General features: G+C 67.0%; 28 protein-coding genes. 10 read left to right on the forward strand and 18 right to left on the reverse strand.

What is annotated here, in order from left to right; genetic code table 11:
* Positions 1 to 23: 23 nt before the first annotated feature.
* The 4 genes from DQW50_RS01075 to DQW50_RS01085 all read right to left on the reverse strand — a co-directional run bounded on the left by DQW50_RS01075 (position 24) and on the right by DQW50_RS01085 (position 2,166).
* Positions 24 to 497: a hypothetical protein gene (locus DQW50_RS01075; protein WP_112077475.1), complete on the reverse strand. Its 474-nt coding sequence runs from the start codon at positions 495 to 497 to the stop codon at positions 24 to 26.
* 82 nt (positions 498 to 579) lie between these two features.
* The gene (locus DQW50_RS18005; RefSeq protein ID WP_198664559.1) at positions 580 to 735 is read right to left on the reverse strand and encodes a hypothetical protein; all 156 of its coding nucleotides are present in this window, start codon (positions 733 to 735) and stop codon (positions 580 to 582) included.
* A 147-nt stretch (positions 736 to 882) separates the two neighbouring features.
* Complete coding sequence (locus tag DQW50_RS01080; RefSeq protein ID WP_112077476.1) at positions 883 to 1,857, reverse strand: aldo/keto reductase; 975 nt, start codon at positions 1,855 to 1,857, stop codon at positions 883 to 885.
* A gap of 111 nt (positions 1,858 to 1,968) precedes the next feature.
* Positions 1,969 to 2,166: a hypothetical protein gene (locus DQW50_RS01085; RefSeq protein WP_112077477.1), complete on the reverse strand. Its 198-nt coding sequence runs from the start codon at positions 2,164 to 2,166 to the stop codon at positions 1,969 to 1,971.
* A gap of 148 nt (positions 2,167 to 2,314) precedes the next feature.
* Between DQW50_RS01085 and DQW50_RS01090 the strand changes: the two genes are divergently transcribed.
* Positions 2,315 to 3,964, forward strand: coding sequence for a cryptochrome/photolyase family protein (locus tag DQW50_RS01090; RefSeq protein ID WP_112077611.1), 1,650 nt, complete (start codon positions 2,315 to 2,317; stop codon positions 3,962 to 3,964).
* A gap of 36 nt (positions 3,965 to 4,000) precedes the next feature.
* Here the strand turns inward: DQW50_RS01090 and DQW50_RS01095 are convergent, their stop codons facing one another.
* The gene (locus tag DQW50_RS01095) at positions 4,001 to 4,252 is read right to left on the reverse strand and encodes a hypothetical protein (RefSeq protein ID WP_112077478.1); all 252 of its coding nucleotides are present in this window, start codon (positions 4,250 to 4,252) and stop codon (positions 4,001 to 4,003) included.
* A gap of 121 nt (positions 4,253 to 4,373) precedes the next feature.
* Positions 4,374 to 4,553, reverse strand: coding sequence for a hypothetical protein (locus DQW50_RS01100; protein ID WP_112077479.1), 180 nt, complete (start codon positions 4,551 to 4,553; stop codon positions 4,374 to 4,376).
* A 100-nt stretch (positions 4,554 to 4,653) separates the two neighbouring features.
* Between DQW50_RS01100 and eif1A the strand changes: the two genes are divergently transcribed.
* Together eif1A and DQW50_RS01110 are read left to right on the forward strand one after the other, a co-directional pair.
* Positions 4,654 to 4,944 carry a translation initiation factor eIF-1A gene (gene eif1A, locus DQW50_RS01105; RefSeq protein ID WP_094531098.1) on the forward strand — a complete coding sequence of 97 codons (291 nt, stop codon included), beginning with the start codon at positions 4,654 to 4,656 and terminating at the stop codon, positions 4,942 to 4,944.
* Positions 4,945 to 5,005: 61 nt separating this feature from the next.
* Complete coding sequence (locus DQW50_RS01110; RefSeq protein ID WP_112077612.1) at positions 5,006 to 5,875, forward strand: RimK family alpha-L-glutamate ligase; 870 nt, start codon at positions 5,006 to 5,008, stop codon at positions 5,873 to 5,875.
* A gap of 29 nt (positions 5,876 to 5,904) precedes the next feature.
* Here DQW50_RS01110 and DQW50_RS01115 read toward each other — a convergent pair whose 3' ends face one another.
* Complete coding sequence (locus DQW50_RS01115) at positions 5,905 to 6,282, reverse strand: Hsp20/alpha crystallin family protein (RefSeq protein ID WP_112077480.1); 378 nt, start codon at positions 6,280 to 6,282, stop codon at positions 5,905 to 5,907.
* A gap of 138 nt (positions 6,283 to 6,420) precedes the next feature.
* Between DQW50_RS01115 and gap the strand changes: the two genes are divergently transcribed.
* On the forward strand, positions 6,421 to 7,473 hold the full coding sequence (gene gap / locus DQW50_RS01120) for a type I glyceraldehyde-3-phosphate dehydrogenase (protein WP_112077481.1): 1,053 nt from the start codon (positions 6,421 to 6,423) through the stop codon (positions 7,471 to 7,473).
* A 60-nt stretch (positions 7,474 to 7,533) separates the two neighbouring features.
* Entirely contained in the window at positions 7,534 to 8,772 is a 1,239-nt protein-coding gene (locus DQW50_RS01125) for a phosphoglycerate kinase (RefSeq protein WP_112077482.1), read from the forward strand.
* A gap of 38 nt (positions 8,773 to 8,810) precedes the next feature.
* Here DQW50_RS01125 and DQW50_RS01130 read toward each other — a convergent pair whose 3' ends face one another.
* Positions 8,811 to 9,230, reverse strand: a complete 420-nt coding sequence (locus DQW50_RS01130; RefSeq protein ID WP_112077483.1) for a hypothetical protein — start codon at positions 9,228 to 9,230, stop codon at positions 8,811 to 8,813.
* 233 nt (positions 9,231 to 9,463) lie between these two features.
* On the opposite strand from DQW50_RS01130, the gene DQW50_RS01135 reads away from it, so the two are divergent.
* On the forward strand, positions 9,464 to 10,738 hold the full coding sequence (locus DQW50_RS01135) for an amidohydrolase (protein WP_198664560.1): 1,275 nt from the start codon (positions 9,464 to 9,466) through the stop codon (positions 10,736 to 10,738).
* A 16-nt stretch (positions 10,739 to 10,754) separates the two neighbouring features.
* Here DQW50_RS01135 and lrp read toward each other — a convergent pair whose 3' ends face one another.
* Complete coding sequence (gene lrp, locus DQW50_RS01140; protein ID WP_112077484.1) at positions 10,755 to 11,216, reverse strand: HTH-type transcriptional regulator Lrp; 462 nt, start codon at positions 11,214 to 11,216, stop codon at positions 10,755 to 10,757.
* A 126-nt stretch (positions 11,217 to 11,342) separates the two neighbouring features.
* Between lrp and glnA the strand changes: the two genes are divergently transcribed.
* A complete protein-coding gene (gene glnA / locus DQW50_RS01145; RefSeq protein ID WP_112077485.1) occupies positions 11,343 to 12,710 on the forward strand; it encodes a type I glutamate--ammonia ligase in 1,368 nt (455 codons plus the stop codon).
* 117 nt (positions 12,711 to 12,827) lie between these two features.
* On the opposite strand, the gene DQW50_RS01150 is transcribed toward glnA, so the two are convergent.
* Genes DQW50_RS01150 through DQW50_RS01160 form a run of 3 tightly spaced genes read right to left on the reverse strand, consistent with a single transcriptional unit; the run spans position 12,828 to position 16,355 of the window.
* Positions 12,828 to 13,814: a phosphatase PAP2 family protein gene (locus DQW50_RS01150; protein ID WP_112077486.1), complete on the reverse strand. Its 987-nt coding sequence runs from the start codon at positions 13,812 to 13,814 to the stop codon at positions 12,828 to 12,830.
* A 7-nt stretch (positions 13,815 to 13,821) separates the two neighbouring features.
* Complete coding sequence (locus DQW50_RS01155; RefSeq protein WP_241964292.1) at positions 13,822 to 15,183, reverse strand: YhjD/YihY/BrkB family envelope integrity protein; 1,362 nt, start codon at positions 15,181 to 15,183, stop codon at positions 13,822 to 13,824.
* A 44-nt stretch (positions 15,184 to 15,227) separates the two neighbouring features.
* On the reverse strand, positions 15,228 to 16,355 hold the full coding sequence (locus tag DQW50_RS01160) for a tRNA (guanine(26)-N(2))-dimethyltransferase (RefSeq protein WP_112077488.1): 1,128 nt from the start codon (positions 16,353 to 16,355) through the stop codon (positions 15,228 to 15,230).
* A 130-nt stretch (positions 16,356 to 16,485) separates the two neighbouring features.
* On the opposite strand from DQW50_RS01160, the gene DQW50_RS01165 reads away from it, so the two are divergent.
* Complete coding sequence (locus DQW50_RS01165; RefSeq protein ID WP_112077489.1) at positions 16,486 to 17,295, forward strand: hypothetical protein; 810 nt, start codon at positions 16,486 to 16,488, stop codon at positions 17,293 to 17,295.
* Positions 17,296 to 17,374: 79 nt separating this feature from the next.
* On the opposite strand, the gene DQW50_RS01170 is transcribed toward DQW50_RS01165, so the two are convergent.
* On the reverse strand, positions 17,375 to 18,520 hold the full coding sequence (locus DQW50_RS01170) for a DNA cytosine methyltransferase (protein WP_112077490.1): 1,146 nt from the start codon (positions 18,518 to 18,520) through the stop codon (positions 17,375 to 17,377).
* A 224-nt stretch (positions 18,521 to 18,744) separates the two neighbouring features.
* Between DQW50_RS01170 and DQW50_RS01175 the strand changes: the two genes are divergently transcribed.
* Positions 18,745 to 19,098 (forward strand): hypothetical protein, encoded by a 354-nt coding sequence (locus tag DQW50_RS01175; RefSeq protein ID WP_241964293.1) that lies wholly within the window; start codon positions 18,745 to 18,747, stop codon positions 19,096 to 19,098.
* A gap of 329 nt (positions 19,099 to 19,427) precedes the next feature.
* Here DQW50_RS01175 and DQW50_RS18010 read toward each other — a convergent pair whose 3' ends face one another.
* From DQW50_RS18010 to DQW50_RS01185, 3 genes are all read right to left on the reverse strand, one after another.
* A complete protein-coding gene (locus DQW50_RS18010) occupies positions 19,428 to 19,949 on the reverse strand; it encodes a thiamine pyrophosphate-dependent enzyme (RefSeq protein ID WP_198664561.1) in 522 nt (173 codons plus the stop codon).
* A gap of 67 nt (positions 19,950 to 20,016) precedes the next feature.
* Positions 20,017 to 20,370: a Rieske 2Fe-2S domain-containing protein gene (locus tag DQW50_RS18760; RefSeq protein ID WP_198664567.1), complete on the reverse strand. Its 354-nt coding sequence runs from the start codon at positions 20,368 to 20,370 to the stop codon at positions 20,017 to 20,019.
* A gap of 134 nt (positions 20,371 to 20,504) precedes the next feature.
* Positions 20,505 to 20,810: a putative quinol monooxygenase gene (locus tag DQW50_RS01185; RefSeq protein WP_112077491.1), complete on the reverse strand. Its 306-nt coding sequence runs from the start codon at positions 20,808 to 20,810 to the stop codon at positions 20,505 to 20,507.
* 298 nt (positions 20,811 to 21,108) lie between these two features.
* Here DQW50_RS01185 and DQW50_RS01190 point away from each other — a divergent pair, with 298 nt between their 5' ends.
* Complete coding sequence (locus DQW50_RS01190) at positions 21,109 to 22,491, forward strand: ATP-binding protein (RefSeq protein ID WP_112077492.1); 1,383 nt, start codon at positions 21,109 to 21,111, stop codon at positions 22,489 to 22,491.
* A 387-nt stretch (positions 22,492 to 22,878) separates the two neighbouring features.
* Here the strand turns inward: DQW50_RS01190 and DQW50_RS01195 are convergent, their stop codons facing one another.
* Together DQW50_RS01195 and DQW50_RS18020 are read right to left on the reverse strand one after the other, a co-directional pair.
* A complete protein-coding gene (locus tag DQW50_RS01195; protein WP_112077493.1) occupies positions 22,879 to 23,280 on the reverse strand; it encodes a PIN domain-containing protein in 402 nt (133 codons plus the stop codon).
* Positions 23,277 to 23,429, reverse strand: a complete 153-nt coding sequence (locus DQW50_RS18020; protein WP_006114452.1) for a hypothetical protein — start codon at positions 23,427 to 23,429, stop codon at positions 23,277 to 23,279. The genes DQW50_RS01195 and DQW50_RS18020 overlap by 4 nt, the downstream gene beginning before the upstream one ends.
* Between the last annotated feature and the right edge of the window lie 31 nt (positions 23,430 to 23,460).

A 23,460-nucleotide genomic window follows, 5' to 3' on the forward strand; every position in this document is an offset into this window, starting at 1 on the left:
GTACGGAAACGGTTGCGGGCGCCTCAGTCGTCCTCGAGCGCCTGCGCGATACGCTGGAGCTGGCGGGTCGCGTCGCGGACCTCGTCGCGGAGCTGGCGGACCTCTCGAACGAGCTCCTCGTTGCCGACGGACTCGCCGCTCTCCTCGCCGTGACCGCCGGGGCCGCCGCCCATGCCCGGCGGGCCGCCCGCGCCGCCGGGGCCGCCGCCCATCATGCCGGACATCATCTGCGCGAAGGGATTGCCGCCACCACCGCCGCCCATGCCCGGCGGGCCGCCCGCACCGCCCATCATCTCTTCGGGGTCGGGTCGGTCGCCCTCCTCGCGCTCCTGCTCGCGTCGCTCGCGGATCTCCTCGACCCGCTCCCGGAAGGACTTCTCCTCGTCGTCGGATCCGTTCTCGGTTTCCTCGGATCCGTTCTCGGTTTCCTCGGATCCGTTCTCGGCTTCCTCGGTTCCCGTCGAGTCGTCCGGCTCCGTCGTCTCGTCGTCGGTCATACGCCCGGATTCGGTGGCCCGTCCGAAAAGGGTTGTTGCTCCGGGCTCGACCGGGTGGATATAAGCGAGGCCCGGGCTCGGCTCACGCCCGGACGGGCATCCGGCAGTTCGGGCACTCGGTCGTCCCGGCGTCCCGCCCGATCGCCGGCACGTGGTCACCGCAGTTCGGACACCGGACCCGGGTGCGCGCGTACTCGGTGCTCGACCGAACTCGGGACTCGTCGCCGTCGTCGCTCATATGTGACAGATATTCACTCACACAATATATAGCTTCAGTATATATTCCCTAAAACACCGAATACGCCGGGTTCGACGTGGATGTGAAGGGCGGGTGCGACCGGCCCCGCTCGGTCGCGACCGATATCGCTCGACCGTGACCGACCCCTCAGTCGTGTCCGGAGACCGGGACCGGCTCGTAGGGCCCCTCGAGCCACTCGAGATCGGAGTCGGAGAGGTCGACGTCGAGCGCCTCCACCGCGTCCTCGAGGTGTTCGATGCTGGAGGTGCCGACGATCGGCGCGTCGACCGGGTCCTTGTGGAACTGCCAGGCGAGCGCGATCTGTGCCATCTTCACGCCCTTCTCGTCGGCGAGCTCCTCGACGCGTTCGTTGACCGCGGGGCCGCCGCCCTCGCGGTAGGGGTGTTCGTACATGTGTTCCTCCGTCCGGCCACGAAGCGTCGCGTCGATCTCCTCGTCGGGTCGGGTGAGGTAGCCGCGGGCGAGCGGGCTCCAAGGTATCACGCCGATCCCCTCCTTCTCACACAGCGGGAGCATCTCGCGTTCCTCCTCGCGGTAGACGAGGTTGTAGTGGTTCTGCATCGTGGCGAACCGGTCGAACCCGAGCCGGTCGCTCGCGTACAGCGCCTCGGCGAACTCGTGGGCCCACATCGAGGAGGCCCCGACGTAGCGGGTCTTCCCGCGGCGGACCGCGTCGTCGAGGGCGGCGAGCGTCCCCTCGATCGGCGTCTCCGGGTCGAGCCGGTGGATCTGATAGAGGTCGACGGTCTCCATCCCGAGTCGGTCGAGGCTGTGCTCCAGTTCCTGCTCTATCGCCTTCCGGGAGAGGCCGCCGGAGTTGGGGTTCGACTCGTCCATCTGGAAGTAGCCCTTCGTGGCGACGACGGCCTCCTCGCGGTGGCCCTCCAGCGCCTCCCCGAGGACCCGCTCCGACTCGCCGTTCGAGTACATGTTGGCGGTGTCGAAGAAGTTGATCCCGAGTTCGAGCGCGCGCTCGACGAGCGCCTTGCCCTCCTCCTCGCCGAGCACCCAATCGCGCCAGTTCGGGTCGCCGAAGCTCATACAGCCGAGACAGATCTTCGAGACGGTCATGCCCGTGTTCCCGAGCGTCGTGTACTCCATGGGACGGCCGTGGGCGGCCGCGAGCAAAAGTCTTCGTGAGGGGTCGCCGTCGGCGTTCGTGGGGAGTCGCCGTCGGCGTTCGTGGATGCCCGTCCCGGCGCGTCCGCCGTGCTAGTCGTTCCGGAACGACGCGGTGTACACGAGGAACGCGCCGGTGAGAATGACGAACGCGAGAAACGTCACGAGCGCGAGCACGTTCGCGACGGGCGCGAGCGGGTCGAGGAAGGGCTGGCCGGTCGAATCGAGCACGAGGACGGCCAGAAGGGCGGCGATGAGTCCGAGAAGCCAGTTCGTGAGGATCTCGTCCATACCCGTCCCTCGTCGACACCGGATAAAAAGGCGGGTGGTCGGCTCCCGGGAGACGGCCGTTCGTCGCCCTCGAACCGTCGTCGTTGCCTCCCTCGGACTGTCGTCGCCTCCCCGCGAACCTTTGTCGCTCGCTCCCGTGCGATCGGTCGTGAGCGACACGACCCTGTGGTTGCTCGGCGACCAGCTCAACCCCGACCTCGACGCGCTCGAGACGGCCGAAGAGGTCCTCCTGATCGAAGCGACCGACTTCGCGGCGCGTCGACGCTACCACGCGCACAAGCTCACGCTGGTCTTTTCGGCGATGCGGCACTTCCGCGACGAGCTCCGGGACCGGGGACACGACGTGACGTATCTCACGGCCGGATCCTTCGGCGACGGGGTCGGAGAGTTCCTCGACGGCCGGCCGGACGCGAGCATCCAACTCATGAGACCCGCGAGTCACGGAGCCGGCGAGCGGCTCCGTGCGATCGTCGAGGACCGGGGCGGCTCGCTGGAACTCCGCGAGAACGAGCTGTTCTGGACGACCCCCGCTGCGTGGCGCGACTGGGCGGGCGAACCGGACGAGGGGGATCCCGGCAGCCGAACCTACCGCCAGGAGGACTGGTACCGCCACGTCCGCCGGGAGACGGGGGTCCTGATGGACGGCGACGAGCCCCTCGGCGGCGAGTGGAACTACGACGACCTGAACCGCGAGACGCCGCCGGACGACTGGAGTCCGCCCGACCGGGTGCGGTTCGAGCCGGACGCGCTCACCCGCGAAACCCACGCGTGGGTTCGCGACCGGTTCGACACGTGGGGTAACGACTCGCTCGAGACGTTCGCGTGGCCGGTGACCCGGACGGAGGCGTTCGCGGCGCTCGAGGACTTCGTCTCCCACCGGCTGCCGGCGTTCGGGCGGTATCAGGACGCCATGGTCGACGAGGAGCCGTTCCTCGCCCACTCGTTGCTCTCGCCCGCGATCAACCTCGGGCTCCTCGATCCCCGCGAACCCGTCCGGGCGGTCGAGGCGGCCTACGCCGACCGTGGCGTCGATCCCGGTACGTTCGAGCCGGACGCCGACCCGACGGGATCGGCGACCCTGGACGCGTTTGCGACCGACGATAAGAGGATGGACGAAGAACCGACCGACGACGAGGAGCTTTCGCCGGTGCCGCTCAACGCCGCGGAGGGGTTCGTCCGACAGGTGCTCGGTTGGCGGGAGTTCGTCCGTCACGTCTATCGCGAGGCGATGCCGGAGCTCGCGGACGCGAACCGACTCGGTCAGGAACGGTCGCTGCCCCCGCTCTACTGGGACGGCGAAACCGACATGCGGTGTCTCTCGGAGGCGGTCGGTCACGTCCGCGAGTACGGCTACGCCCACCACATCGAGCGGCTGATGGTGCTCTCGAACTTCGCGCTGATCTACGGCGTCGACCCCGACGCGCTCAACGAGTGGTTCCACCTCGGGTTCGTCGACGCGTACCACTGGGTGACGACGCCGAACGTCGTCGCCATGGGCTCGTTCGGCACCGACGTCCTCTCCTCGAAGCCGTACGCCTCCTCGGGGAACTACGTGAACCGGATGAGCGACCACTGCGGCTCGTGTCCGTACGCCGTCTCCCGAACGACCGGCGACGGCGCCTGCCCGCTCAACGCGCTCTACTGGGACTTCCTGAAAGAACACGAAGACGAACTGCGCGCCACCGGACGCATGGGGCTGATGTACTCGCACGTCGACGGCAAGGACGACGAGGAGTGGGAGACGATCCGGGAGCGTGCGGCCCGCGTCCGCGAACTGGCCGCCGCCGGTGAGTTGTGACCGTTCCGGTCGGGAAGGCCCGTCGCGTGCGCCGCCCTACTCCGCTCGAGCGCCGGCGAGCGCGCGGACCCGGGGGAGCACCTGCTCGTAGCCGAGCGCGACGACGCCGACGTACAGCGCGACGAGCCCCATCGCGAGCGCCCAGAGCCCGAGCACGAGCTCGCCGCCCGCGAGGCCGGCGACGCCGACGCGTTCGAGTTCGATGCCGATGATCGACGCGACGGCCGACCCGGCGACGAGCGCGAGCAGTTCGAACAGTTCGACCGCGAACTCCGGGATCCGTGCCATACCGAAGCGGCGGTGACGACCGTGTATAGCCCTTTCGGCCGCACGATCACCCACTCCTCCCGGCGTCGGGCATCCACCGGCGTCCCGATCGCGGACGTTCCACCTCACGCCTCCGACGTCGTCACTTCAGGCCGAACGTCCGCATCGTCGACTCCGCGACGCCCTTCGCGATCAGCGCGAGGCCGGCGACGAGGAGCATCAACCCGCCGCCGATCACGGGGTCACGAAGCGTCACGACCGTGACCGCCAGGAACACGACGACGACACCCGCGATCCCCTCCAGTCCGAGCGTGTCTCGCATGTCCGTATCTCCGTTCGCCGCCCGTTAACTCGGTCGGTTCGAAAGCGTCGCCGCGGAGAGTGGGGCTTTTATCGGGTGGGCCACGTATCACCGGACACGCATGACCGACGGAGACGGCCAGGGCCGGCGCGACCTCCGGATGCCCGACGACGACGAGGTGTTCGCGGAGGTCGTCGAGATGCTCGGTGCCAACCGCGTGAAGGTACGCTGTGCGGACGGGAAGGAACGGACGGCCCGGATCCCGGGGCGAATGCAAAAACGCGTCTGGATCCGCGAGGACGACATCGTCCTCGTCGAGCCGTGGGACTGGCAGGACGAGAAGGCCGACATCTCCTGGCGCTACGAGAAGAACGAGGCCGAACAGCTCCGCGAGGAGGGTCACCTCCAGTGAGCGCTGTCGTCGCCGACGACTGCCGGTAACCGGAGCCGTGAGCGACCACGTTCGACTCGCGATGACGACCGCTGCGGAGACGTACGAGCGCGTCCGTGAACCGCTCGCCGAGCGCGGGATCGACGTCGACCACGTCCGCGCGAAGGAGCGGGCGTTCCGGCTCGACGGGGCGGACGACGACACGGAGGTGGGTGCGGAGGGATTCGACGTCGGGTTCGTCTACCCGTCGCGTCTCATGGAGGGGGCGGTCCTCGACCGTCGGCTGTCGGTTCCGTGGGTGAACGGCCGGGACGCGGTCGTGACCTCCCGGAACAAGGCGGGGGTGCTCGCCGTGCTCGGGGACGCCGGCCTCCCGGTCCCCCGGACGACGCTGGTCTCGAACCCGGTCGAGGAGTCGGTCGTCGTCGAGGCAGTCGCGGAGTTCGCGTTCCCGGTCGTCGTCAAACCGAACTCGGCCACCCGCGGCGTCGGCGTCGCGAAGGCGACCGACCTCGACTCGCTTTTGGGGGTCGTCGACTACCTGAACCTCGTTCACGACTACCGTGCGACCGGCGACAAGTCGTACCTGATCCAGGAGTTCCTCCCGGACGCCCGCGACTACCGCGCGATGGTCGTCGACGGCGCGTACGCCGGCGCGGTCCGGCGCGAGCTCCCGGTCGACGCGCTCGCAGCCGGCCGCTGGAAGCACAACGTTCACCGCGGCGCGGACGCACGGGGGATCGAACTCGGGCGGGAGGGTCGCGAACTGGTCGAGCGGGCGGCGACGGCGCTCGGGATCGACTACCTCGGCGTCGACCTGCTCGAAACCGACGACGGGTTCGTCCTCAACGAGACGAACGCCCGGCCGACGGTCGACACGGCGACGAAGTACGAGCCGGACTTCTACGACCGGCTGGTGGGGTTGATCCGGCGGGTCGCGGAGAACGGGTAGATCCGGTCGGCGGGCGGTACGAACTCCCGCTAGACGACGTCGATCGAGGCGGCGTCGTCGTCGCGGTCGAACTCGACCTCGAGCACGCCGTTGTTGAACGTCGCGTCGCCGGAGTACTCGTCGACCGGGGCCGGGAGCTCGACGGTTTCGTCGTACTCGCGCCGATCGGAGGCCGCCGAGATGGTGAGCGACTCGCCATCACACTGTAAGGAGAGCTCCTCCTTCGAGACGGCGGGGAGGTCGGCGACGACCCGAACGGACTCCTCGGTCGCGTACGCGTCGACGTGCGTCTCCGACCCGAAGCCGGCGTCGTCGGTCCCGCGCCCGCTTCCGGCCATCTCGTTCATCATCCGTTCGATCTCCTCGAAGAAGTCGCCGAACGGATCGTCGCGGTCGTCTCTGTCCATATCTCGTGTGAGGACCGACTCTCCGATAAGCCTTCTGTCGGTCGGCGGATGTTCGAGGATCGACCGTGAGAGACCCGCTCCGTCGGCGACTCGCACGACTCGGGCGGATTTAAGTATCTGCGCACACCTTTTTCATATATGAGTAAATCGCATCTGTCCGCTGGCGACGAGGTACCCGACGAGGAGGTCGTTCGTGTCGGGCTGAACGGGTTCGGCCGGATCGGCCGAAACGTCCTCCGCGCGGTCCTGGAGGATCCCCGGATCGAACTCGTCGGCATCAACGACGTGATGGAGTTCGAGGACATGGGCTACCTCGCCAAGTACGACACCGTCATGGGGCGGCTCGACGGGATCGAACTCGTCGACGACGAGCTGGTCGTCGACGGCACGTCGGTCCCGCTTTTCAACGTCCAGGACCCCGCGGACCTCCCGTGGGACGACCTCGACGTCGACGTCGCGCTCGAGTGTACCGGGATCTTCCGCACGAAGGAGGACGCGAGCGCGCACCTCACGGCGGGGGCCGACACCGTCGTCATCTCCGCGCCGCCCAAGGGCGAGGAGCCGGTCAAACAGCTCGTCTACGGCGTCAACCACGACGAGTACGACGGCGAGGGCGTGGTCTCGAACGCCTCCTGTACCACCAACTCCATCACCCCCGTCGCGAAGGTGCTCGACGCGGAGTTCGGCATCGAGGCCGGCACCCTCACCACCGTTCACGCCTACACCGGCTCGCAGGCGCTCATCGACGGCCCGAAGGCGAAGACGCGCCGCGGTCGCGCCGCCGCCGAGAACATCGTCCCGACCTCCACGGGCGCGGCCGGCGCGGCCCAGAAGGTCCTCCCGCAACTCGACGGGAAGATAGACGGGATGGCGATCCGCGTTCCCGTTCCGACGGGCTCGATCACGGAGTTCGTCGTCGACCTCGAGGAGAACGTCACGGCGGAGGCCGTCAACGACGCCTTCCGCACTGCCGCCGACGACGGGCCGCTCGCGGGCGTGCTCGGGTACACCGACGACGAGATCGTCTCCAGCGACATCACCGGCCTCCCCTTCTCGAGTTACGTCGACCTCCAGTCGACGAACGTCATCGCCGACGGTAGCCTGCTCAAGGTCCTCACGTGGTACGACAACGAGTACGGCTTCTCCTGTCGGATGCTCGATATGGCTGTACACGTTCACGCCGAGTCGTAACCGGGTCGACCCCGGAAGTGACAACCGTCGCCGACACACACCGACACACCAGTCTCACTCATGTCATCCCCATCCACGACGACGTTCCAGACCATCGACGACCTGCCGGCCGACTCCCGCGTTCTCGTCCGTCTCGACCTGAACTCGCCGATCGAGGACGGCGAGCCGCAGGACAACCGCCGGTTCGAGCGACACGCGCGCACGGTCCGCGAGCTCGCCGACGCCGGCCACCGCGTCGTGCTCATGGCCCATCAGGGCCGCCCCGGCCGCGACGACTTCACGTCGCTTTCGGGCCACGCCACGATCCTCGCCGACCACGTCGGCCGCGACGTCGCGTTCGTCGCCGACACCTACGGCGAGGAGGCGCTCGAAGCGATCGACGCGCTCGAGGCGGGCGAGGTGCTCCTCTTAGAGAACACCCGGATGTGCGAGGAGGAACTGCCGGAGGAGCCGCCCGCGGACAAGGCAGTGACCGAGTTCGTCCGGACGCTCGCGCCGCGCTTCGACGCGTACGTCAACGACGCCTACTCGGCGGCCCACCGGAAACACGCCTCGCTCGTCGGCTTCCCGCTCGCGTTGCCCGCCTACGCCGGCCGCGTGATGGAAACGGAGTACGAGGCGAACACCGCCATCGCCCGCAAGGAGTTCGACGGCCCCGTCACGATGGTCGTCGGCGGGACGAAGGCCACCGACGTGATCGGCGTGATGGACGCCCTGGGGGACCGCGTCGACCGGTTCCTGCTCGGCGGCGTCGCCGGCGAACTCTTCTTGCGCGCTGCGGGCCACCCGGTCGGCCACGACCTCGAGGGGATGGACCTCTTCGACGAGCAGTGGGAGGCGAACCACGGGACGGTCGAGTCGGTCCTCGCGGAGCGCGGCGACGCCATCCACCTCGCGAGCGACCTCGCCTACGAAGGCGACGACGGCGACCGCGCCGAGGTCTCGGTCGCGGAGATCGACGAGAAGACGGACGCCTACCTCGACGTGGGTTCGGCGACGGTCGACGCGTACGAACCGCTCGTCCGCGAGTCCGACGCGGTGTTCGTGAAGGGCGCACTCGGCGTCTTCGAGGACGAGCGGTTCGCCGACGGCACCGTCGGCGTCCTCGAAGCCATCGCCGAGACCGACTGTTTCTCGGTCGTCGGCGGCGGCGACACCTCCCGCGCGATCGGCATGTACGGACTGGACGAGGCGGACTTCTCGCACGTCTCCATCGCCGGCGGGGCGTACATCCGTGCGCTCACCGGCGAGCCGTTGCCCGCGATCGAACTGCTCCGGAAGGCCGACGACGGCGCGTAGCCGGCTCCTGTCAGTCACCGACCGACCGTTGCCGCCGCTCAGTCGTCGCCGGGCGCGAAACTCGCCGAGCCGCCGCCTGCGGCGTCAGCCGGCCCCGTCACCGAGTAATAGAACATGATCAGCATCGAGACGATCAACGCGCCGCCCCAGAGGAACCCGGTCGGCATGAGGAACGTCAGCCCGAACCCCTCGCCGAGCCAGACGATCCCGGGGATACCCCACTGGCCCGCGACGAAGAGCCCGGTCACGGCGGTCCGCACGTTTCCGGTCACGCCGAGCGCGGGGACGGCGAATCCCATCACGATAGCGAGGATGGAGAGCACCCCGAGGTGGGCGTGTCCACCGATCATCCACGGCGGGACGACGTTTCCGCCGGCGACGATCACGAACTGGTGTAACCCGACGGCCATCATGACTGCCAATCCGAGGAATCCGGATCCTTTCAGCGCGCGTGTCATGGATTCGTCAGCATCGATCCGCTGAACATTTCATAAATCTTTTCTTACAAGAACGGGTTTCCGTGACTCGCCCCGTACCGGATCGTCTCACCCCGGTCCGCTTCGCCTGCCTCTCCCTTCCCCCTGTCCGCGTTGTCTCCCTTCCCCCTGTCCGCGTTGTCTCCCTCGTCACCCCCGAGGCGTGTTTCTCCGTTTACTCAACGCTTTTTCCGCTCGGCCTGGAGGGGACGGGTATGGAGCCACTGACGACGTTCGCCGACAGTTCGCTTTCCGAGATCCGCCGCGACCTCCACCGACACGCGGAGGCCGGCTGGAAGGAGTTCCGAACCTCGGCCCTGCTCGCGGCCGAACTCGAGGAACTCGGCTACGAGGTGTTCCTCGGCGAGGAGACGGTCGATCCCGACTCGCGGATGGGCGTTCCCCCGTCCGACGAAGTCGCCGCCGCCCGCGAACGCGCACGCGAAGAGGGCGCACCCGAGGAGTACCTCGACCGGATGGGCGACATCACGGGCGTGATCGCGACCCGGACGTTCGGCGACGGGCCGACGATCGGGCTACGCACCGACATCGACGCGCTGGAGCGCCAGGAGGCGATGGACGACGACCACCGACCGGCCGCCGAGGGGTTCGCGAGCGTCCATCCGGGTGAGATGCACGCCTGCGGCCACGACGCCCACGCCGCGACGGGACTCGGCGTGGCCCGCGCGTTCGCCGAGGGCGGATTCGACGGCACGCTGAAGCTGTTCTTCCAGTCGGCCGAGGAAGGCGGCCGCGGCGGCAAGCCGATGGCCGAGTCCGGCCACCTCGACGACGTCGACCACCTGCTCGCGGTCCACGTCGGGCTGGACGAGCCCGTCGGTACGGTCGTCTCGAGCTACGACGGGCCGCTCTCGAACGCCAAACTCGACGTCACGTTCTCGGGCGCGCCGGCCCACGCCGGCGGCCAGCCGCACGCGGGGCGCAACGCCCTTCAGGCGGCGACGGCGGCGATCGGCAACCTCTACGGCATCGCCAGACACGGTGACGGCGCGACGCGGATCAACGTCGGACGGGTCACCGCCGACAACGCCCAGAACGTCATCTGCGAGGAGGCGACGATGCGCGTCGAGGTCCGCGGCGAGACGCACGACCTCAACGAGTACATGCTCGGCCGGGCCCGGGACGTGGTCGACGGCGCGGCGACGATGCACGACGTCGAGTACGAGACCGGACTGTACGGCAAGACGACGACCTTCGAGAACGACGACGCGGTGGTCGAGGTCGTCGAGGCGGCCGCGACCGCGACCGACGGGGTCGAGTCGGTGATAGCGAAGGAGTTCGGCGGCAGCGAGGACGCCTCCTACCTGATCCGGCGCGTCCAGGAACGCGGCGGGACGGCGACGTACCTCGGTGTCGGCGGGGGTAACCCGGACGGCCACCACACGGCGTACTTCGACGTCGACGAGGCGTGTATCGACCTCGGGGTCGACGTGATCACGGACGCGATCCGACGTCTCGCGGAGAACTAGGCGCGTTCGCGCGGACCTACTCCTCGGTGAGGTCGAGTTCGAACTGCTTGTTCTCGGTGACCGCGTTGAGCACGACGCTGGTGTTCGACTCGCGGATGTCGGCGTCGGTGAGGATCTCCTTGATCTGGTCGTTCATCCCGTCCGTGTCGGCGAACTTCCCGATCGCGATCACGTCGTAGTCGCCCGTGACCTCGTAGACGCTTATCATCTGCTTCTCCTGGCGGAGCTTCTCGGTGACCTCCGGGAGCGCGCTTCCCTCCACCTTCAGTTGGAGGATAGCCGTCACGTCGAAGCCGAGCTTGTCGTAGTCGACGATCGGGCTGTACCCGCGGATGACCTCCTCGTCTTCGAGGTCGCGGAGGTGATTGGAGACGGTCGTCACGGAGACGTCGAGTTCGTCGCCGAGGCTGCGAAGGCTGGCGCGACCGTTTCCGAGAAGCGAGTTCACGAGTTTGGCGTCGAGGTTTTCGTACGTCATTAGGTTCGATCACGGTTTGGGGGGTTTAGAATTTTACGAACGTCCACTACTCACCGGGACTCGGCGGTTCATGCGTCAAGCGACAAGGCCTTTATACTGGCAGATAACGAGGTAACTGTCCAAAACATGACCGGCGACCACGCGAAACCGGACGGCGGCCTCACGGCCGAAGAACAGGCGGTACTCGACGAGATCGACGAGGAGAACGTCGACTTCCTGCGGTTACAGTTCACCGACATCCTCGGCGTCGTCAAGAACGTCTCCGTACCGGCCCACCAGGCCGAGAAGGCGTTCACCGAGGGTATCTACTTCGACGGCTCCTCGATCGAGGGGTTCGTCCGCATCCAGGAGTCGGACATGCGGCTCGTTCCCGACCCCGAGACGTTCGCGGTGCTCCCGTGGCGCAGCGGCGAGGACGGCTCGGCCGCCGCCCGGATCATCTGTGACATCGTCGACACCGACGGCGAACCGTTCGCCGGCGGCCCGCGTCAGGTGCTCAAAAGCGTCCTCGAGAAGGCCGACGACATGGGATACTCCGTCTCCATCGGTCCGGAGCCGGAGTTCTTCCTGTTCAAGACCGACGACGAGGGGAACGCGACGACGATCCCCCACGACAACGGCGGCTACTTCGATCTCGCGCCCAAGGACCTCGCGAGCGACGTCCGCAAGGAGATCATCTTCACGCTAGAGGAGATGGGCTTCGAGATCGAGGCCTCACACCACGAGGTCGCCGAGGGCCAACACGAGATCAACTTCAAGTACGCCGACGCGCTCACCACCGCGGACAACATCGCGACGTTCCGTGCGGTCGTCCGCGCGGTCGCCGCCCAACACGACCTGCACGCGACGTTCATGCCCAAGCCGATCGCCGAGATCAACGGCTCGGGGATGCACAGCCACATCTCGCTCTTCGACGAGGACGGCAACGCCTTCGCCGACGACGACGACGAGTTCAACCTGAGCGAGACGGCCTACCAGTTCATGGGCGGCGTCTTGGAGCACGCGCCGGCGTTCACGGCCGTCACGAACCCGACCGTGAACTCCTACAAGCGGCTGGTGCCCGGCTACGAGGCGCCGATCTACGTCGCGTGGTCCGACACGAACCGCTCGGCGCTGGTCCGCGTCCCCGACGCCGCGGGCGTCTCCGCCCGCTTCGAGGTCCGTAGCCCCGACCCGTCGTGTAACCCCTATCTCGGGATGGCGTCGCTCATCGCCGCCGGTCTTCACGGGATCGAGACCGAAGCCGACCCCGGCGACCCGGTCCGCGAGGACATCTACGAGTTCGACGAGACCAAACGCCAGGAGTACGGCATCGACACGCTTCCGCCGAACCTCGGCGCGGCCGTCGAGGCGCTCGAGGCCGACGAGGTCATTCAGGACGCGCTCGGTCCGCACGTCTCCGAGAAGTTCCCGGAGGCCAAATCTCAGGAGTTCAGCGAGTACCTCACCCAGGTCTCCCAGTGGGAGGAGGACCGCTACCTCGAGACGTTCTGAGGCCGCCGCAGGCTCGACTTCTCCGTTTTTTCACCGCGTCAGCGGTGCGTCCGTCCCAGCCGAAGACCCGTCGACGGCGCGTCCGTCTCACCCGAAGGTCCGGAGCAGGCCGAGGATCTACCCGAGGCCTTCGGAGAGCGACCGGTCCGGGAGCGCCGGTAGCGCGACGACGGCGACGACCGCGACGGTCGTCGCGACGAGGGTGACGACCAACGAGTCGGCGAGCGCGTACGCGCCGACCCAGAGTGCGCCCGTGACCGCGAGCGCCGGGACCGCGACCCGGACGGGGACCGCGGGCTCGTCGCCGTCGACGACCCGCCAGCCGACCGCGCCGCCGACGCCGGTCGCGATCCCGATCCCGGCTTCGACGACCTCGCCCGTGTGGCCGCCCGCCGCGGCGACCCCGGCGGCCGCGACCGACACGACCGCCGCGAGCAGGAACGCCGGCGTGGGGTCGAGGCCGGCTCCGTCGGGGTCGGGAGGACCGGCGGGGGCGGATTCGAACCCCCGGACCCGCGGGTCCCCCGAGATCCACAGGGCGACGCAGACGACGCCCCCGCCGACGAGGAGGCCGGCGACGACGTCGACGAGGTAGTGGACCTCGATGACGACCCGCGAGGCGGCCACCGCGACCGCGACGCCCCCGCCCGCGAGCAGCCGCCGCCTCGCGGTCCAGACCCGGTCGTACAACAGCGCGAGCGCGCCGTACGCCGCCGCCGCACCCGTCGCGTGCCCGCTCGGGAAGCCGAAGCCGTCCGAGAGCACCTGCGCCTCGTACCACGCCGACAACAGCCCGGGGAGCCAGGTCGGCACGTCCGCCGGGCCCATCGCGCCCGGCGGACGGGGGACCGCGAACCACGCCTTCCCGAGCGCGACCGCCGCGTACGCGCAGGTGACGGCCGCGATCGCGACCGCGCCGGATCGACGTGGCGCGGTCGCGAAGCGGTCGCTCGCGAACCAGTAGGCGACCGCGAGGCCGGCGAACAGGAACCACGGGTCAGCGAGGTGGGTGACGGCCGCGAAGACGACGACGACGAACTCGGGGAGCGCGTCGACGACGCCGGTCTCGCCGACCCCACGATCCGCGGAGACGATCCCGGTCACGGCTCGGTCAGTCGTCCCCGCGGTTCCGGGCGTACTCGAGCGCCTTCCCCGGCGTCTCGATCAGGTTGAGACCGATTCCGACGACGATGAAGACGGTGTACAGCCCCAGCGTCGACAACCCGAGGACGACCATCGCGGCGATCGCGTAGATCCCGTCGAGGAACGTGAACGCGCCGAGCGTCAGCACCGTCCCGTACAGCAGGACGAGGTACGGCCCCCAGCCGCGGGCGTGGCCGCGCCGCATCCGTGAACGGACGTAGCGTTTCAGCTCCGACTCCAGTTTCGGCTTGTCGACCGTGCGCTCCTCGACGTCGGTCTCGAACGCCTCGAGGCGCGCTCGGAGCCGATCGACCTCCTCCTCGAGGGCGGCGACGTCCGGCGCCCCGCGGGGACGCTCCCCGTCGTCCCGGGCGCCACGGGACCCGTCTCCGGGGGGACGTTTCGTGCCGCCGTCGCCCCCGCCGCGATCCGCCTCTCCGTTCATATCCGTGCGTCGACCGCGGCCGTGTTGTAACTGCCGGTCCGCGCTCCCGTCGGGAGTCGAGCCGACGGGCGGATCCTCGGCCGAACCGGCAGTCGAACCGTCGACCGAACCGGTTGCCAGCGTCGCGTTGATGACGGCCCCGACGATCACGACGATCGCGGCGACGTACAGCCACGTGACGAGGAGGAGGATCCCGCCGACGACGCCGTACACCTGATACTGCCCGGCGGTCGCGGCGTACGCCTGGAAGCCGGCCTGGAGGACGGTCCAACCGACGGCGGCGAAGACCGCACCGGGAAGCGCCTCGCGGAGCGGTATCTCGGGGTCCGGAAGCAGCATGTACATCGGCAGGAAGACGACGGTGAGCACCACCGGCAACGCGAGGACGCTCGCGGACGCCAGGAGGGGGACGTCGACGGCGGCGGCGACCGCCCCGACGACGAGCATGGCCGCGATCCCGGCCCCGATCCCGATCACGACCGACCCCGCCTCGGTCAGTTGGTCGAGGAAGGTCACCCGCCCTTCGGTCCCGTACACCTCGACGAAGGCGGTGTCGAGCCCGCGAAACACCTTCAGCGTCGACCAGAGCAGGACGACGACCCCCAGAAGGCTCGCGCCCGCCCGTCCCCGTGCGGACGCGACGGCCTCGCCGATCGCCTCCTCGCCCGCGGGCGTCAGGAATCCGCTCACGGACTCGAGCAGTTCCGTCGCGAGGGCGTCCCCGAAGACGGTGGTGGCGACCACGAGGAGCAACAACAGCGCCGGGACGAGCGAGACGAACGCGTAGTACGCGACGCCGGCCGCCAGGAACGTCACCTGCTGGTCCCGCGCCGTATCGAAGACGAGCCGAGCCCTGGCGAGCCCGGATGACGGGTGTCGGGTCACACGGATCCGTTCGGCTGACGGCGACAAAAACGCGCGGGGTAAGCCTACGCTTCGTCCCCGAGCACGACCTCGCGCATCTCCGGGATCGACGCCGTGGTCTTGACGGCGGTCCCGCGGTAGTGGGCGCGGCTCGCCTCGTAGCCCGCCCCCCGGAGCCGGTCGACGAACTCGTCCATGCCGATCGCCGGCTCGCCCCACTCCTTGTACAGCCGGTGTTGGTCGTAGTGGGTCGGCGTGTCGAGCTCGCGCGCGACGGTTCCGAGGAGCTTCCGCGCGCGCTTCGCCTCGCCCATGTCGTCGGTGACGTGCTCGCGAACGGACCGGGCGAAGTCGGCGTCGGCGACGGCCCCGAGCCAGAGCGGTCCCGCCGTCAACACGCGGTCGCCCCCACAGGTCGGACAGGCGTCGACCGGGTCCGCGATGGGCCCGTACGTCGGCTCCCGCCAGAGACAGTCCTCGCAGTTGTCGACGTATCCCAGTTCGCCGATGGCGTCGTCGGCTGCGCGCGCGCCGGACTCGAGCTCGAGGTACGTCCGCGCGTAGTGCCGCGAGACGTGCGAGACGATCGGGCGGGCGGCCTTGTCGTAGCGCGCGGCGGTTCGGACCAGCGCGGAGATCAGCGTCCGGAGCCCCATCTCCGGGTGGTAGTCGGTGTTTCGCGGCACCGCCCCGTACTTGCGGATCCCGCTCTTCAGGTGGGCGCCACAGAGCGGTGCGGTGTCGGTGGCGGTGACACAGACGAGGTTCCGCGCGTTCGCGAACGCCGGGTCGGCGAAGGGGATCGGCGTGCCGTACGGGTCCAGATCGACCACGTCGAAGGGCCCGTCGTCGTACAACAGCGCGTTGACGTTGCGGTGGACGACTTCACCGTCGAGGCCGTTGTCGGCGAGGTTCCGCTCGGCCAGTTCCACCGCCTCGGGGTCGACGTCGGCACACGTCACGTCGTATCCCTCCGCTGCGGCCCGGACGCCCCGGATCCCCGAGGCGGCCATCGCGTCGAGGTACGTCTCCGCGCGTGGATCGCGCTCGCGGTAGGCGCGCAGGGTCGCGACGGTGACGTCCCGGTTCAGCTCCTGTGTGGGGTTGAAGAAGACGCCGCCGCCGGTCCCCTCGCTCGCGCCGTCGCGGGCCTCGGGGACGCTGACCGTGAGCCCGCCCTCCTCGATGTCCATACCCCGGCTTCGTCGATACGGGACAAAAGGGCCGCGCTCCGGGGGCGACGGGACGGAGCGACGCGGCGTAGCGGCGAGCGTCGTGACCGAACCGAAGCCGTAAGACGCCGCGGCGACTCGACGGGTACACATGCCACGGAGCCCCGAACGACTCGGGAAGGCCCACGAGAAGTCGACGCGCGACGTGCTCAACGGGGACGACCCGCAACCCGACACCGAGGCCCAGCTCGCGTACCTCGACGACGACCAGCGCGAACGGGTGCGGATCGGGGCCCGCGAGGCCGCGCGGTTCGTCCGCGAACACACGCCCTTCGCGATCGAGCGCGCGATCGAAGAGGGAGACGCCCGGAAGACGGACCCGACCGACGACGTCGACGTCGTGGTCCACGGCGAGGGGCGGACCAAGGGGTACTCGCTGAAGCTCACCTCGAGCACCGCGATCAACGTCCGGAACACCCTCGCGTCGAAGGTCGCGGAGGACGTCTTCGGGAAGGACGTCTCCGTGCTGTTGACTCCCGAGGAGTTCGCGACCTACGAGCGGGTGACGCGGGAGTTCGTCGCCGAGGAGTGCGGCGGCTCCGACATGGCGGCCGCGATGACGCCCGTCTTCGCCGAGAAGTTCCGCGCGTTCCGCGACGCCGACGAGGCGACGCTCCGGGAGCGCCTCCTCGAGCACGTGCGGCTGGACGCGAACGTGGTCGCGTGTAAGGTGACGGCTGCCGGCAACTTCCACGGGTTCGCCTCGATGGAGCGGGCCCCGCTCCGGAAGTTCCAAGAGGAGACCGGCGAGCTGTCGATCTACACCACGGAGTCGAACGACACCTCGATCTTCTTCGACGTGGACGACGAGGCGGCGTTCCGGATCGACATGTACGGCCAGTACAGCGGGAGCACCCGAAAACCCCGGATCAAGACGGTGTACCGCGTGACGTTCGGGTAGCCCGCGGGACGCGAATCCCGGAGGGGGCCGTCCCGGACGGGGCCATCCCGGAACGACTCAGGCGGTGTCGGTGAGCGACTCAGACGATGTCGGTGAGCGACTGCTGTTCGTACACGTCGGGGTCGACGCGGGGGGCCTCGCGGATTTCGGGGTAGTACTCGCGGAACCGCTCGGCCAGCTGTTCGGCCAGCCCGACCGGGACCGCGTTGCCGATCTGTTTCATCACGTCCGTCTTGGTCCCCTCGAACGCGAACCCGTCGGGGAACGTCTGGAGGCGGGCCATCTCGCGGGGGGTGAGATAGCGGTCCTCCGTCGGGTGGATGAACTCGTTGGTGCTCACCGTCAGCGACGGCTCGTCGGGGTGGAGCCGACGGAGGTACGTCCCGTACCGCTTGACGATCTCCGGCTCGTGTGGACAGCTGTCCGTGTCCGCACAGCCACACCGGTACTTCTTCGTCTTCAGCCTGTCCGGGAGGTCGCGGTAGTAGCCGCCCGGCGGGACGTGCCGGATCCGCTCGAGCGTCTTCTCCCGTGTATCGGCGTACGTCATGTTCGGCAGGTCGTCGCTCAGGCCCGCGAGCGCCTCGCCCGCCGTCCGCCAGCTTCCCTCCGCTGGCGTCGTCGGCTCCGGGAAGCGGATCGGGACGTCCCGGTTCGTCCCGACGAAGAAGATCCGTCGACGCTTCTGTGGGACGCCGTACCGTTCCGCCTCGAGGACCCGGTACTCGCAGTCGTACCCTTCGGTCTCGAACTGCCGGACGATCAGGTCTTTGACGTACCGGTCGTCGCTCGTCTGCCTGTTTATCAGGTCCCGGACGTTCTCCATCAAGACGAGTTGGGGGTCGAGGACGGTGACCATCCGCAGGAACTCCTCGAAGAGCGTGTTGCGGCGGTCCTTCTCCATCTCGTCGAGCTCGATCCGCTCGTTGTTGAGGCGGCTGAAGCCCTGACACGGCGGGCCGCCGATCACGACGTCGACGTCATCGACAGCGTGACCCGTCTCCCGGACCGCCTCGTGGACGTCCTCGGCGGAGAGTTCGCGGACGTCCTCCTCGAGGAACCGGACGTCCGGTCGATTCCGTCGGTACGTCGCGGCGGCCGGCTCCCACTGGTCGCTCGCGAGGACCACGTCGAAGCCGGCCCGCTCGAACCCCAGGTCGAGCCCGCCACAGCCGGAGAAGAAGCTGGCGACGACCGGCCCGTCCGCGCTCTCGTCAGTACCCATCGCCGTCACCCCGGAGCGACGCGCGATCGTGTCGTCGGTTCATCTACCCACCGTTCGGCGCCTGCGGATAAAAAACGCCCAGCTTTCGCGTTTCACGCTCGGGGCCACTCGACGACGGGGACCGCCCCACCCCACCGGTTCCGCTGTTACCGGACGTCTCTCGGGGGTACGCTCGCGCACACCCACCCCACCGGTTCCGCTGTTACCGGACGTCTCTCGGGGGCATGCTCGCGCACACCCACCCCACCGGTTCCGCTGTTCGAACGGGGCGACGAATCTTGCTGGAGTGCGACGGAGACGCGGACGGCTACGGGACGTGGCGACACGAACGCGGTGAAACGCCGGCTCGGACGCGTGACGTCGTCGATACGTATCGGACCGTGGCTCACTCGGAAGGCGTGAGTCCGGTCTCGGAGCGTTCGGTCCGTGACTATCTGGGCGAGCTGGCACAGTTGGGAATCACGGGATCAACGGAACACAATCGGGGGAAAGTCGGCGGAAAGTACAACGAGCATCGATTGGAACAGTCCGTTTCGGCTGTCCGGAGCGGGCTATCGACGTTGCTGGAGTCCGCGTGAATCCAGCCTCCTTCGTCGCGCCGGTGGCGGTGGTACCCCCGTGCTAACAGCGGAACCAGTGGGGTGGGTGTGTCGCGTCCCTGCGCGATCGAAGGCCGGCGCGTCGACGGTGGGTATCTCGAAGACCGGGATCGGGGCGAGGAGTCGCCTCGGAGGCGGATGAGACGGCGGAAACGCCGGCTGGAGACCGAGAGAAGGCGTCGGGGCTACCGTCGAGATACGCCCGGACGTGTCACGTGGCCCTAAAATCCGCGTTGAGGCGGAGTCCACCATCAACGACAGTTGCGTGTCAACCACGAAGGACGCGTCACCAACGACCACACGATCGCTCAGATCGGGTCCGAGTCGGTGAGTATTTCGACGAGAGCGGGGCCGTCGTGTGCGATGGCGTCTTCGAGCGCCCCGTCGAGGTCGTCCGGGTCGTCGACGAGGACCCCGTGTCCGCCACAGTTCTCCGCGAACGCAGCGAACTCCGGGTTGACGAGGTCGGTCTGCCAGACGTCCCACCCGCCCGTCCGTTGCTCTTTGCTGATCTTCCCGAGTTCGTCGTCGTTGAGCAGGACGTGCGTGACGTCCATGCCGTATTTCACCGCCGTCGTGAACTCGCTCATGTACTGGCCGAACCCGCCGTCGCTGGACACCGAGACGACCTTCCGGCCGGCGAACCGCGACGCGGGTTCCTGTGTGGCCGCCAACGCCCCGAGCGTCGCCGGGAACGCGAAGCCGATCGAACCGAGATAGCCGGACATGAGTACGGACTGGCGTTCCGGTTCGAAGTATCGGCCGAACGCGCAGGTGTTGTTCCCGACGTCGACGGGAACGATGGCGTCGTCGGGAACGATCCGCGTCATCGCCTCGAACGCGGTGGCATAGTTGACGCCGCGTTCGGGCCTCGTGGCCCGCCGAGTCGCCTCCTCGTCACGGCGAGCCCGAGGTTCGAGTGGCCGACGATCCCCAGACCTGTCGGACCCCCCAGTTGACCAGCGTCTCGGCGACGACGTCCGCAACGCTTCGCTCGTGGGGCGCTTCCGCGGGAAACCCGACGTAGACGCCGTCCTCGAGTTCCTCGACCGGAAACGTCCGAACACAGTCGTCGTGCGGGCCGGGAGTCTCGCCGGTCAGGGGGTCGAAGTCCCACCCGTGCCACGGACACCGTAGGGATCCCGTCTCGATCGATCCCTCGCCGAGCGGGCCGCCCTGGCGGGGACACTCGTGTCGAGGGCGGCATAGTCGCCATCGTAGTGGGTCACTGCGGCGGTCGTGTCGCCACAGCTCACGGCCGTGACTCGGCTCTCCGGTAGTTCATCGGGAGAAAGCGCTTTGTACCACGTGATCTCGTCCTGCGGCGTGTTCGGGGACGCGTTACCGGTCACGTTCCGGGGACGGGTGCTGAATCGTGTTCCATCTTAGAGTTCGACGTCCGACGCGCCGTCGACGTCGAAACGCGTGACGTTCGGCTCCCCGGCGAGCAGGTCCGGTAGTGCCGCTTCGAGCTCACCAACGTGGTCGGTCTCCGTGTGGGCTGTGAACGTTGCTGTATCGTCGTACTGCTCGGTGAAGCGAAACAGGTTGGGATCGTCGATATCGGTCGCGATATCGTACTCGATGACGCCGTCCTCCGCCCGCGACTGCTCGGCGACCTCTCGCATCAGATCGACTGCTTCGTCGTGCCGGTCCGGGTCTATCGGGAACTCCGCGTGAATTACGATCATGCTACGGCATACCGACGTTCCATCGAGATATAACGGTACTGAGGGTGTGTGCTGGTCGTACCCAAGGGTGGGTATGCTCCGATCCGATCGTCCGTTACGGAGAATCGAAGAGAAAGCCTCGCGCTTCAGCGCGGGGAGGATGTCAATGAACATAGCGGTGAATTAGTCCCGATATGCTTTGTCGTCTGATCTGCTCAAATCAAGAGATCCGGTAAAGCCTCAGTAGAGAACTTCAAATTAGCCTATTTTAAAATAGTCTATTCGGAAGTATTATTCACCGTCACGATGGAGTGGGTGTATGAACCAATTCGTGAATCGAGACGACGAACTCTCTCGGCTACGTGGATGCTACGAATCCGACGACGCAGAGATGGTCGTGGTATTCGGTCGGCGACGCCTCGGGAAGACACAGCTCGTCCGGCACTCGCTTTCCGACCGTGACGACGCAGTCGTCTATCAGGCGACGGAGACCACTTCCCAGATACAACGTGACGAGTTCGTCGATGTCGCCTCCGAGAACTTCCCCGGGATCACACAGATCAAACAGAACTGGGAAGCGCTGCTCGGGTATCTGGGGGATCAGGACGGAATCGTGGTTCTGGACGAATTCCCCTACCTCATCGACGCCGACGAGAGTCTCCCGTCCGTGGTTCAGCGACTGTGGGACCAACGGCTCCAGAACACTTCGGGAACGCTGGTTCTGGTCGGCTCGTCGATCAGTATGATGGAAGAAGCGACGCTTCTCGGAAACAGTCCCTTGTATGGCCGGTTCACGGAGCGGCTTGATCTTCGGCCTCTCAGTTTCGCCGCTGCACAGGCGTTCGTTCCGGACGAGTATTCGCCTGAAGAGCGGATTGTCACGTGGGGTATCTTCGGTGGCGTCCCGTACTATCTCGATGGCGTCGATCTCGGACGAGACCTGGGAACGGTTCTCACCGAGGAAATCCTCTCCCAGAAGGGATATCTCCATAACGAGCCGGAGTACGTACTCCGCACCGAACTCACAGGCCCGAACCGATACTTTGCGATCCTCACCGCCATCGCCGCGGGAAAGACGACGTCGAACGAGATCGCTCAAGCGATAGGAATCGATGGGAAGCAGATATCGACGTACACACAGAAGTTGGAGCGTCTGCGGCTCATCGAGCGGGAGGTCCCGATCACTGAAGAGAAGGCAAAGTCACGTCGGGGACGCTATCGAATCCTCGATCCCCTGTTCCGGTTCTGGTTCCGATTCGTTTACGGCAAGGAAGATCGATACGAACGACTCGGAGAGAATGCCTACGACGCGGTCATTGAGCCAGAACTTCCAGATTTCGTGAGTCACGAGTTCGAGAGACTTTGCCAAGACGCACTCCCGGGCCTCTATCCCGCAGAGACGTTCCTCGATATCGGTCGGTGGTGGTACAAGGAACATGAGGTTGACGTCGTCGGCTTCACCACGCACGGGACGATGGTCGTGGGGGAATGCAAGTTCACGAACGCACCGCTTGACTACGGAGCCCTCGCTTCTCTCGAAGACCACGCCGCCGGGATACGCTGGACGCCGGACGGCGATGAGAGGAACACTGAGTACGCCTTATTCACCCGGAATGGTGCGACACAGTCCGTTCAGGAAGCTGTGTCCGAGCGCGATGACGTACGACTGTTTGAGCTCGGAGATATTACGGAGCACGCGTAAGGGCACTATCAAACGTCACGACGGCGAGAGGCTCGAAAGCCGCTGCTCAGAATCGAACTAATCGCAGAACAGGCTAAGCGATCTTGGATAAAACAGCGTAAGAACGCTTAGAACGCCCGTTTGCGTTCTAGAACCGTTCTCACTCGTTGCCGAACATCTGGCGCATGAGTAGTTAGCTGTGTTTAATTTATGAACACAATATGAGATAGGCCGAGAAGATCGTAATCCGGTGCGTATCGGGATGGTTCAGGTCTTTGCGCGCGGGTCCATTGTCGTTATTGTCTGTCATTGATCTGGAACACCTCGTTCCGGAAGCGCTCCAGATGGCCTTCGAGATCGGTAAACTCGATTCCGGTCACGTCCTTCGCGTGCCGGTGATGTCCCCATTCACTCGTCCTCGTCGAGCAATTGTTGAGGGAGCTCCGCACCGTGCTCGACCAATTCGGAATCAAACGAGACGAGGGTTGCGTCGGCAGCGTCGGTTGCCGAAAGGATCATCGCGTCCATGGGGTACAACAGCGTTTCCGATTGGAGGCGGTTCGCCGCCATCATATCGGAGGCGTCAGGAAAAGTCACGGTCATACGAGAGGTAACTCGGTTCTCGATGGCATCGATTCGCTCCCGTTCGAACCGTTTCTTTTTGCTCAGAACACTCCGTAGTTCCATGAGGCTGAGAACCGAAACGAGTGGATCATCAACTCGATCAAGCAGTTCGATTGCTTCATGGGACCGATCGGTATCCCGAGTAACTGTTGCGACGAGAACGTTCGTGTCGAGGAGTACCCTCATAACCGTTCGCGGACGTCACGAACGGCTTCGACGGAGTCAACCTCGACGTCGAGTCCCAGCTCTGAGAGTGCCTGTCCGAGCGGGACCGTCTCGTCATCATCGGGGTCAGAGGAAACGAACTCCTCGAAGTCGTCCGAAGTGAGACTCATACTTGACTTTGCCCACCAACTCGCAAAAGAC

The sequence above is a fragment of the Halorubrum sp. 48-1-W genome (assembly GCF_003287355.1).
Classification (GTDB): Archaea; Halobacteriota; Halobacteria; order Halobacteriales; family Haloferacaceae; genus Halorubrum.